Genomic DNA, 7,586 nt, shown 5'->3' on the forward strand with positions numbered 1-7,586 from the left:
GCATCACGGGCACGACTGCACAAACGCGCGTGCCCAACCGACCCAAGCACGCGGTCGGGCTCGCGCCAGCCTTGCAGACATCGATCGAGACGGAGGAATGATCCCGCAATCGATCGAACAAGGGCATGGCGAGGAGAACACGTCGAATACGCACGATCACCCCTCCCACGTCCACACCGGCATCGCACGGCCGATCACGCTGGATGCCGGAAGAAATCCAAAATACCGGCCATCAAGAGAGTCGTCCGACTGCCAGTTCATCAGAAACAGATCGCCGTCGCCGACGACGCGGCAGCCCTGCCATTTCGGCAGCGGCCGGCCGCGTCCGTCGCGGTCCTTCGCCTCGCCCACCGCGACCTCGTCGACCGAAATCGTGAGGCCGGTTCTGCAAACACTCTGCCCCGGAAGGGCGAGCACGCGCTTCAGCATGGGCACGCCAATGGGCAAATAGCCGTTCAAATCGAGGAAGGTCGCGAGCGGCTCCGGCGGCTGCACGGCGACCAATTCAGTAACTTGGAATTGGTCCGCCGGTCGGAGGCGGTAGAGACCGATCGGCACGCTCGCGGATGCGTTCCAGATGTATAGCGGAATCGGCTCCAGGACGATCGTCGCGATGAGCGCAGCAGCGACCCCAATCGTCACGGCCAGCATCGGTAGGCGGCCCGTCATCGCATCACCCTTTGGCGATGGAGCCAGGCCTGATGGCGCGCTTTCGTATACGGGCGCGGGTTTTCATTAACGGACAGACGGTTGTGAACGTGATGCCAATGGTCGGGAGCGACATCAGCCGGATCGACGCCGAGCGCCTCAACGGCATCGATCATCTGCAGCACGCGCTCGACCTTCGGCCAGCCGGACAGGCGCAGCAGAATCTCACCGCCGGGCGTCACATAAGGAACGGTCGAGCAGCGCTGTCCCAGTGCGACCGCGCGCAAGATGTCGATGCGCGAAATGATCGTGCCAAAGTCGTTGGAGGTCCACCGGACGAAGGCAAAGATGCTGCCTGGCGCGAATGACAGGACACGCCGATGGCGATCAAGCTTCCGTTCCCCGACAATGCGACCGAACCGAATGCGGTTTTCGATGCGCTTCTCGAGCCACAACACTTCCACTTCCGTGAGATCGCTCATGCGGCGGCTCCCGGACGCTGGGGCTGGCAGCCGTGAGCTTGGGGCTCGGTCGAGAGTGTGTATCGCCTGCAAAGGCAGGCTGGCCTGTCGGACTGCCGTTGCCGAGCGCCATCGACGCCGCTTTCGGCCTGCTCCGTTAGAAGAAATCCGAAGGATTTCCGGTTAGTAAAGTTAGAGCGGCTGGAAAGCGCGGAGAAACAAGCTCTTAAGCTCGATTCCGGTCCCCGATAGCACGAGGATCGGGTCCCCGATAGCACGAGGGTTGCGGTCCCCGATAGCACGAGCTGATTCACAGGTTGTCCTCCGAATTTGGAATGAGACCGCGCCGGCGCAAGCGGGCCGTTAAGGGATCAACAGGCGTGGGTGCAAAGTTCAGTCGCTCGGTGCCATCAGGGTCGCGCGTGAGCACGAGCTGATAACCGGGCAATGTCTGGCGCTGGACGATCTGGCGCACGTCGTAAGCAAAGTGCTTGAGGGGCGAGAGGATGCCGGACTTGGCATGGAGGTGCACCAGATCAAAACTCCAGCCGCCGTCCTGGCGTCCGCCGTGCTTGCGCACAAGACGATAAAGCCACCTCTCAAGTCCGCCCGTCAGCTCGAAATAGGCGCGATCAATCGTCAGCACGAGCGCGTCATCGATGACGCCAGCGTAGAACCAATCCGGCAGGATCAGCTCGATCCCAAATGGGCGGCCATTTGCATCGGCCGTCTCTTTCCACTCGTTGATCCAGGAGAAGCGATGCCGTCGCCGCTCTGCCGGCTGACGGATCGACGTCAGCACGGTCGTTGACTGAAGTCTGTCGAGACCCGCCTTCAGCCGATCATAGTCGCGTGCGCCGGTGCCGCGGCCGACGAACGTCAGAATTTCATACGGCGTTGCAGCCATCAGGCGCGACGTCTTCAGGCCGGCATCACGGGCTTCGACAATCTGGGACGCGGCCCAGATCAGAACGTCTGCATCCCAGATCGTCGCCATGCCGTGTTCCGGCACGGCTTCGACACGAATTGCGATCGCACCGGCACGGAAGTCGATCGGCACGATCCGCTTAGTCTTTGCGAGGGAGAAGAACGGATACGCCATCAGATCCTGCGCGTCGCGCGGCGCAAGATCGCCGGGCAACGCCCGAAAGAGCTCAAGCTGGTCGCGCTCCGAATGGTGTTTGCGCCGCATGGTCACTACTCTCACGCGGCAATCAGCGACGTTCCTGGCCCGCATACGGGCGCAGCGCGGGCTGCTTCTTGGCCGGCAGTACCGTCCCCTTCCCGGGATCGGACGTCGACGTCTTGGCGCCGCGGTCAGCCCACGCTTTCAGGTCATCGACGGCGTAGACAACACGTCCGCCGATCTTCCGATACGTCGGTCCAGTACCGTACGTGCGGTGCTTCTCGAGCGTGCGACCGGACAGGCCAAGATAGCGCGCGGCCTCAGGTGTACGCAGGAATCGCGGTGGTAGACCGGCCATCGGATCGGGCATTTGAGGACTCCAGGAGGACATCGCACTACGCCTGGCTAGGCCGGCGTGTGTGCGGTCATCATGGAGAAGCAAGATCTCGGAGGGGGATGCCGAATATGGAGGGGGCCGCTTTCGATACCCCCCAACCGGAAGGGCTATTCGTCCCTGCGCCCGGACCGCAGAAGTTTGCGGTAACCACCGCGCATCAACGCAAGGCCGCCTTGCACCAAGCGGATTGTTCGATTGCGCAGATCATGGGTCTTCCAGGCACGGTCGGGGATTCGCTTTTTGCCGAAGAGCGCTTCGGCGATAACGCGATAGCTTCCGCCGGCGCTGCGAGCATCAAGCGCACGGATCGCGGCGCTCAAGCGTTCGCGCCGCTGTTTAGATAGTTGGTGAAAGGCAGGACCTGGTGCGCGTCCATTCATCGCGCGCCACAGCCGGCGGGCTGCATACGCACGCGCGCCGAAATCGCCGTCAAATGGCAGTTCGGCTGCATATGACGCGCCAAGCACCGGTGGATCCTTGGACCAGACACGGTGATCCACTGCACCGATGCGCAGCACGGCGTGCCAGCCGTCGGCGGCGCGGCGCATCTGGCCTGCTGCAAGGTCAAGCAGCGGTTGAGGCGCTGAACTGCGATCGGCGGCCGAGGCAACCTTGACCGGAACGACCGCCGCTAGAACCTCAGGCGCCCAAAAGATCGTCTGCTCATCGAACGACCGCCGCGGGTCATGGGCGAAAGCAGAGGCCCCACCTCCTCCTGAATTCGTCAGTCACTTCGCCGTTCGGGCTGTTGGCAATCATCACCTCGTACTCACGCCGGTAACCGGCGTTGCGGCGGAGACATTCCCAGGCGATGTCGGTGATTTCGGCGTCTTGTAGGCTCTTGTAGGATTCCGGCGACCGCCAGTCGAATTCAGGCATTGCTTCCGCCCCATTGCACGCTGCTAACAACGATTGCGCCGCAATAGGTATGAACGAGGCGGTTGTAGGAAGCCCCTAGTTTGGCACCACGTGGTGCACCGGAATGACCACCGATCAGCAAAAGAAAATAGTTCTGCCTGCAAGTCGCCGGCCGGCGGTTTTCTTCTATTTTGAGCCGGTGCCGCGCAAGAGGCGTCCCTGCTCGGTCACCCATTTGGCGCGCGCGAGATGACTCTGATATGCGCTTCGCGCACGGTCCGGCTCCCGCACCGGATCGATATGCAGCACCACTCGAGCGACTTCCATCCAGTCAGCCCCTTGGCTTTCGGCCTGCAGAAGGCGCATGTAGGTCACGACATGCTGCTCATCGTAGGCAGTGAGAATTTGATCTGCAGGCGCAGCGTCGGCGACGCCTGGGTCGAGCGGCGGCTTCCTCATAAGACTCCACGCCTTAGTTTAGACAATTTCTAACACGCGGGCAGGAAGGAGCAGAAGCGCCAAAATTGTCGCGGAAGCCGTCCGGATCGCGTTTTGTCGAAAATACTCCGTGGTGAAATACTCTTCAAGGACATGCCCTCTCGCGTATGGATATACGCGAGATACTTGCAATCAATTTGCGGAAGCTCCGGCAGGCCCGTGGTTTGTCACAGGAGGAATTGGCTCATCGTGCTGAAATTGACCGCACTTATATCAGCGCACTCGAGCGAAGCGTTTATGCGGCGGGTATCGACGTTGTCGATCGGCTCGCTCGCAGCCTGGGTGTCGAGGCCGCCGACCTGCTCACTCGCCCGCCCACAAGCACCAAGAAAAGGACTCGGGGGCAGGCCGAGTGATTGAGCCGACCCGCTCGATCCGGCGGCCGGTTCGCGCTCACTGACGCCTGGAAGGATGGGAAGCCCCGCCCGGCAGACCGGACGGGGCTTGATGAAGTGGCCTACTCGCCGGTCTTGCGCGGCCGCGACCAGAGCAGGGTGTAGCCTTCACCGCCTTCGTCGTCGAACAGGTTCGCGTAGATCGGCGCGTTGAAGGAAGGATCGTCGAGCTTGAGCGAGAGGTAGTCGCGGCCTTCCTCGGAACGCTTCGACCAGGCTGCGCCGATCTCCGCCCGGCCCACATAGATGCGGTGGCTGGGGGCGTTGTCATTGGAGCGGTTGGTCTCGGCGACGATGCGGACGCCCTTGGCCTTCAGGCTCAGGGTGACGATCTCGCCCTGGAATTCGTTACCGACCTTCTTGAAAGAACCGATGTTAGCCATGTCACTTCTCCTGTTGTGTTTCGAGCCCGCGACCACCGCGGCCTCGATGGCGATCTAGGGCCGAGGACGATCGGCGACGCACCCGCTCGGGCCGGAGCGCAGCGGAGGACGTCGTTGTGGCGACTTTCTTGCCTCGCGAGGAATGGGCGAAGCCCAGGGGAAGAAAGTCGCATCAACGGCGTTGCGGCTCAGACGATCGAGGCGAAGCCGGTCTTCGGCCAGATCAAGCCATCAACGAGGCCACGTGCGTCCGCGTGCTGAACCACGATATCTGGAGAAGCGTGGCTATCTCGGTTTTGATGAACAAGAGGCGTGAACGATTCAGCGGGGAAAGAGAAACAATCTCCTGCAAAAGGCGGTATCGTCTCCCAAGAACGGATCGAGATAAGATCGTTCTGCCGCGGCTGCGTGGGCCAGACCGAATGTCGGCAGCTTGATCGATGAATTCCGAGCAGGACGAGATCTCCGCGCTCAAGTTCGATCATCCCGTTCACCGCGCCGATCTACGCGAAACGAAGCTATTCGACATGGCAGCGGTAAGCGATCGCCCCTGGGGCCATGCGGCCGTAAGAATTGGCTAGGACGGTTTCTCCACCACCACATCGGGCTCGAACGGGCGGGTCTTCGCCAAAACCACCAAGCGCGTCATCGCCGTGCCGCCAACGCAAACCGCGCCCAAGGAAGCGAAGACTTCACGCCAAGCCAGCGAGGGCACCCCGATATTGGACACGGCGAACACCACATGATAGCCGGCGACGGCGGCGGGAACAGCGAATGCTGTTGCGATCGCGATGCGCAAGGCCGAGGACCGAGTAACAGCAAAGGCGACCTGGCCGAGGACCAGCGTCAGCGCACCGCCGGCCGTCGCGATAAGCATGGCGCCAATGAGGCCGGCGTCGCTGTGAAACGTCATCATCCCGATAATGAGTGCGACAAAAAACGGCAGGGCATACACGGCAAGCGCAATGATCGCCCAGCAGAACAGACCGATGCCGAGTGTGTTGAGAACAAGCCCAATAGCGAGCATGGTGGTGGCTCCATGTGCATAGATCTACCAGTCGCGCCTTCCACCACCACCACGGCGCAACTCTGGATATGAGACTGAAACGAGGCGGAGTTGCGGCGGGAGCAATTTCGCCTCAAAGACTTCAGTTGAGCAGACGGCGCTCATGCGCCGCCGAACATCCAGACCGGGATGCCGAGCCGTTTCGCCTTGTCGGCGAGGTTGTCCTGGATGCCCGTGCCCGGGAAGTGCATGACGCCGATCGGCAGGAGTTCGAGCATGGCATCGTTGCGCTTGAACGGTGCTGCCTTGGCGTGCCTCGTCCAGTCGGGCTTGAAGGCGATCTGGGCCACTTTGCGGTTGCTCGCCCATTTCGAGGCGATCAGTTCGGCCCCCCTCGGGGAGCCGCCATGCAGCAGGACCATGTCGGGATGCTTGGCATGAACCTTGTCGAGACGATCCCAGATGAGGTGGTGGTCGTTGAAGTCGAGCCCTCCGGTGAGCGCGATCTTTGGCCCTGAGGGCAGCAGGATCTCGGTCTCGGCGCGGCGCTTGGCTGCGATGAAGTCGCGGGAGTCGATCATCGCCGCGGTCAGGGTGCGGTGGTTCACCAGCGATCCCGATCGGGGGCGCCATAATGTGCCGGTGTGAGTCTCGAAGCGTTCGATGGCTTGGTCACGGAAGAGCTCCAGGCAGTTGCGTCGCTCGATCAACGTGGTGCCTTCCGCCGTGATGCGTTCGAGTTCGACGGATCGAACTTCGGAACCGTCCTGCTCGCGCTGACTCTTCCGTTGCGCCTGTTCGTTGTCGTCGAGTTGGCGACCGATGCGGTCGACGGCTCGGTGGAACAGGTTGACGGTCGACCAGAGCAGATCGTCGAGGTCCGGCTCGAGCCGCGTGTCGCTCAACGTCGCGACCAGGGCATCGAAGATATCGACGACGGCACCGGTAATGATCCTGCCGTCGGGAAGCGGCCGTGGATCGGGCTGGTCGTCGAAGGGGCGGTAACCGAAGAGCTGCAATTCGGCAAGAACGTGTTCGGTCGGAGATGCGTCGTGCGGTGGTTCGATGTCATCGTGGTCGGTCATGGAGGCGATCCTTTGCCGGATCGGCCGCGACCATCGCGGCCTTCGTGGCGATCACTCAGACGGCAGGCGGAACGGGCCAGAACCCGGAGCAGAGCGGAGGGCCGAAGCGCAGCGGAGGATGGCGGAGGCCGGGCTATTTTGCTTCGCGATGCAAAGCGCGCTCGCCAGATGGCTAATGTGTCTTCTCGTCGCCGGCGCGCGGCGGAAAATAGCCGGACGCAGCCATTGCCGGTCCGAGCCGCTTGCCGTCCGATCGCCCTCTAGAAGGCCGTGGTCGCGTGCTCTCCCGGCAGTGGCCGCACCGCGACCGACCTGTCGATGCCCATCGAATTGCCGGGGCTATTCCGCGGTTGCCAACGACGAATGCAGCAAACGGACGACGTCCTCTGGTACGAGCTGAAGCCGCAACGATGCGCGGAGGGCTTCGAGGCCAAAGATGTGCAGATCTTCGTTGAAATCGCCCACCCGAGGCGACAGCGGAATCGCTTCAACGCCGGCCTCTACCGCGCGCTGCGTGAGAATCGCCTGTACGGTATCTCCGGCAGCATCGTCATCGCGGGCGATATAGAGCCGACGCAGGCCAGATGGCAGCATCATCGCTGCGAGATGATTAGCCGAAAGCGCGGCCGCCATGGGCAGGGCCGGCAGTGCGTAACGCAGTGACAGCATGGTCTCGATTCCCTCGCCGGCAGCGAGCACATCATCGACCACGCCGAAGCGAACGGCGTT

The 7,586-nt window shown here is 62.3% G+C and carries 13 protein-coding genes; 1 reads left to right on the forward strand and 12 read right to left on the reverse strand.

Annotation, left to right across the window (positions count from 1 at the left end; translation table 11 throughout):
- Positions 1 to 156 precede the first annotated feature (156 nt).
- From KAY22_RS21610 to KAY22_RS21640, 7 genes are all read right to left on the reverse strand, one after another.
- On the reverse strand, positions 157 to 651 hold the full coding sequence (locus KAY22_RS21610; protein WP_296625285.1) for a S26 family signal peptidase: 495 nt from the start codon (positions 649 to 651) through the stop codon (positions 157 to 159).
- A gap of 14 nt (positions 652 to 665) precedes the next feature.
- Positions 666 to 1,130 carry a DUF2840 domain-containing protein gene (locus KAY22_RS21615; protein WP_006018720.1) on the reverse strand — a complete coding sequence of 155 codons (465 nt, stop codon included), beginning with the start codon at positions 1,128 to 1,130 and terminating at the stop codon, positions 666 to 668.
- Between the two features lie 289 nt (positions 1,131 to 1,419).
- Positions 1,420 to 2,301, reverse strand: coding sequence for a replication initiator protein A (locus tag KAY22_RS21620; protein WP_006018719.1), 882 nt, complete (start codon positions 2,299 to 2,301; stop codon positions 1,420 to 1,422).
- Between the two features lie 22 nt (positions 2,302 to 2,323).
- Complete coding sequence (locus tag KAY22_RS21625; RefSeq protein ID WP_006018718.1) at positions 2,324 to 2,605, reverse strand: helix-turn-helix domain-containing protein; 282 nt, start codon at positions 2,603 to 2,605, stop codon at positions 2,324 to 2,326.
- Between the two features lie 134 nt (positions 2,606 to 2,739).
- Positions 2,740 to 3,180, reverse strand: coding sequence for a DUF2285 domain-containing protein (locus tag KAY22_RS21630; protein ID WP_024337242.1), 441 nt, complete (start codon positions 3,178 to 3,180; stop codon positions 2,740 to 2,742).
- Between the two features lie 136 nt (positions 3,181 to 3,316).
- Complete coding sequence (locus KAY22_RS21635; RefSeq protein ID WP_006018716.1) at positions 3,317 to 3,511, reverse strand: DUF6499 domain-containing protein; 195 nt, start codon at positions 3,509 to 3,511, stop codon at positions 3,317 to 3,319.
- Positions 3,512 to 3,676: 165 nt separating this feature from the next.
- Positions 3,677 to 3,949 carry a hypothetical protein gene (locus KAY22_RS21640; protein ID WP_006018715.1) on the reverse strand — a complete coding sequence of 91 codons (273 nt, stop codon included), beginning with the start codon at positions 3,947 to 3,949 and terminating at the stop codon, positions 3,677 to 3,679.
- A 146-nt stretch (positions 3,950 to 4,095) separates the two neighbouring features.
- On the opposite strand from KAY22_RS21640, the gene KAY22_RS21645 reads away from it, so the two are divergent.
- Positions 4,096 to 4,344 (forward strand): helix-turn-helix transcriptional regulator, encoded by a 249-nt coding sequence (locus KAY22_RS21645; protein WP_024337241.1) that lies wholly within the window; start codon positions 4,096 to 4,098, stop codon positions 4,342 to 4,344.
- A 101-nt stretch (positions 4,345 to 4,445) separates the two neighbouring features.
- Here the strand turns inward: KAY22_RS21645 and KAY22_RS21650 are convergent, their stop codons facing one another.
- From KAY22_RS21650 to KAY22_RS21670, 5 genes are all read right to left on the reverse strand, one after another.
- Positions 4,446 to 4,766, reverse strand: coding sequence for a DUF736 domain-containing protein (locus tag KAY22_RS21650; protein ID WP_006018714.1), 321 nt, complete (start codon positions 4,764 to 4,766; stop codon positions 4,446 to 4,448).
- Positions 4,767 to 4,954: 188 nt separating this feature from the next.
- Positions 4,955 to 5,251 (reverse strand): hypothetical protein, encoded by a 297-nt coding sequence (locus KAY22_RS21655; RefSeq protein ID WP_080654815.1) that lies wholly within the window; start codon positions 5,249 to 5,251, stop codon positions 4,955 to 4,957.
- 92 nt (positions 5,252 to 5,343) lie between these two features.
- The gene (locus KAY22_RS21660; protein WP_006018713.1) at positions 5,344 to 5,793 is read right to left on the reverse strand and encodes a hypothetical protein; all 450 of its coding nucleotides are present in this window, start codon (positions 5,791 to 5,793) and stop codon (positions 5,344 to 5,346) included.
- A 140-nt stretch (positions 5,794 to 5,933) separates the two neighbouring features.
- Positions 5,934 to 6,857 (reverse strand): DUF2493 domain-containing protein, encoded by a 924-nt coding sequence (locus KAY22_RS21665; protein ID WP_006018712.1) that lies wholly within the window; start codon positions 6,855 to 6,857, stop codon positions 5,934 to 5,936.
- A 339-nt stretch (positions 6,858 to 7,196) separates the two neighbouring features.
- On the reverse strand, positions 7,197 to 7,586 hold a 390-nt coding region (locus KAY22_RS21670), incomplete at its 5' end, for a toprim domain-containing protein (RefSeq protein WP_296625286.1).

It is taken from the genome of Rhizorhabdus sp. (genome assembly GCF_018006725.1).
Classification (GTDB): domain Bacteria; phylum Pseudomonadota; class Alphaproteobacteria; order Sphingomonadales; family Sphingomonadaceae; genus Rhizorhabdus.

Coding starts and splice junctions, on each gene's coding strand:
- KAY22_RS21610 (WP_296625285.1), bottom strand. CDS start 651: ATGCTGGCCGTGACGATTGGGGTCGCTGCTGCGCTCATCGCGACGATC.
- KAY22_RS21615 (WP_006018720.1), bottom strand. CDS start 1,130: ATGAGCGATCTCACGGAAGTGGAAGTGTTGTGGCTCGAGAAGCGCATC.
- KAY22_RS21620 (WP_006018719.1), bottom strand. CDS start 2,301: ATGCGGCGCAAACACCATTCGGAGCGCGACCAGCTTGAGCTCTTTCGG.
- KAY22_RS21625 (WP_006018718.1), bottom strand. CDS start 2,605: ATGCCCGATCCGATGGCCGGTCTACCACCGCGATTCCTGCGTACACCT.
- KAY22_RS21630 (WP_024337242.1), bottom strand. CDS start 3,180: ATGCGCCGCGCCGCCGACGGCTGGCACGCCGTGCTGCGCATCGGTGCA.
- KAY22_RS21635 (WP_006018716.1), bottom strand. CDS start 3,511: ATGCCTGAATTCGACTGGCGGTCGCCGGAATCCTACAAGAGCCTACAA.
- KAY22_RS21640 (WP_006018715.1), bottom strand. CDS start 3,949: ATGAGGAAGCCGCCGCTCGACCCAGGCGTCGCCGACGCTGCGCCTGCA.
- KAY22_RS21645 (WP_024337241.1), top strand. CDS start 4,096: ATGGATATACGCGAGATACTTGCAATCAATTTGCGGAAGCTCCGGCAG.
- KAY22_RS21650 (WP_006018714.1), bottom strand. CDS start 4,766: ATGGCTAACATCGGTTCTTTCAAGAAGGTCGGTAACGAATTCCAGGGC.
- KAY22_RS21655 (WP_080654815.1), bottom strand. CDS start 5,251: ATGATCGAACTTGAGCGCGGAGATCTCGTCCTGCTCGGAATTCATCGA.
- KAY22_RS21660 (WP_006018713.1), bottom strand. CDS start 5,793: ATGCTCGCTATTGGGCTTGTTCTCAACACACTCGGCATCGGTCTGTTC.
- KAY22_RS21665 (WP_006018712.1), bottom strand. CDS start 6,857: ATGACCGACCACGATGACATCGAACCACCGCACGACGCATCTCCGACC.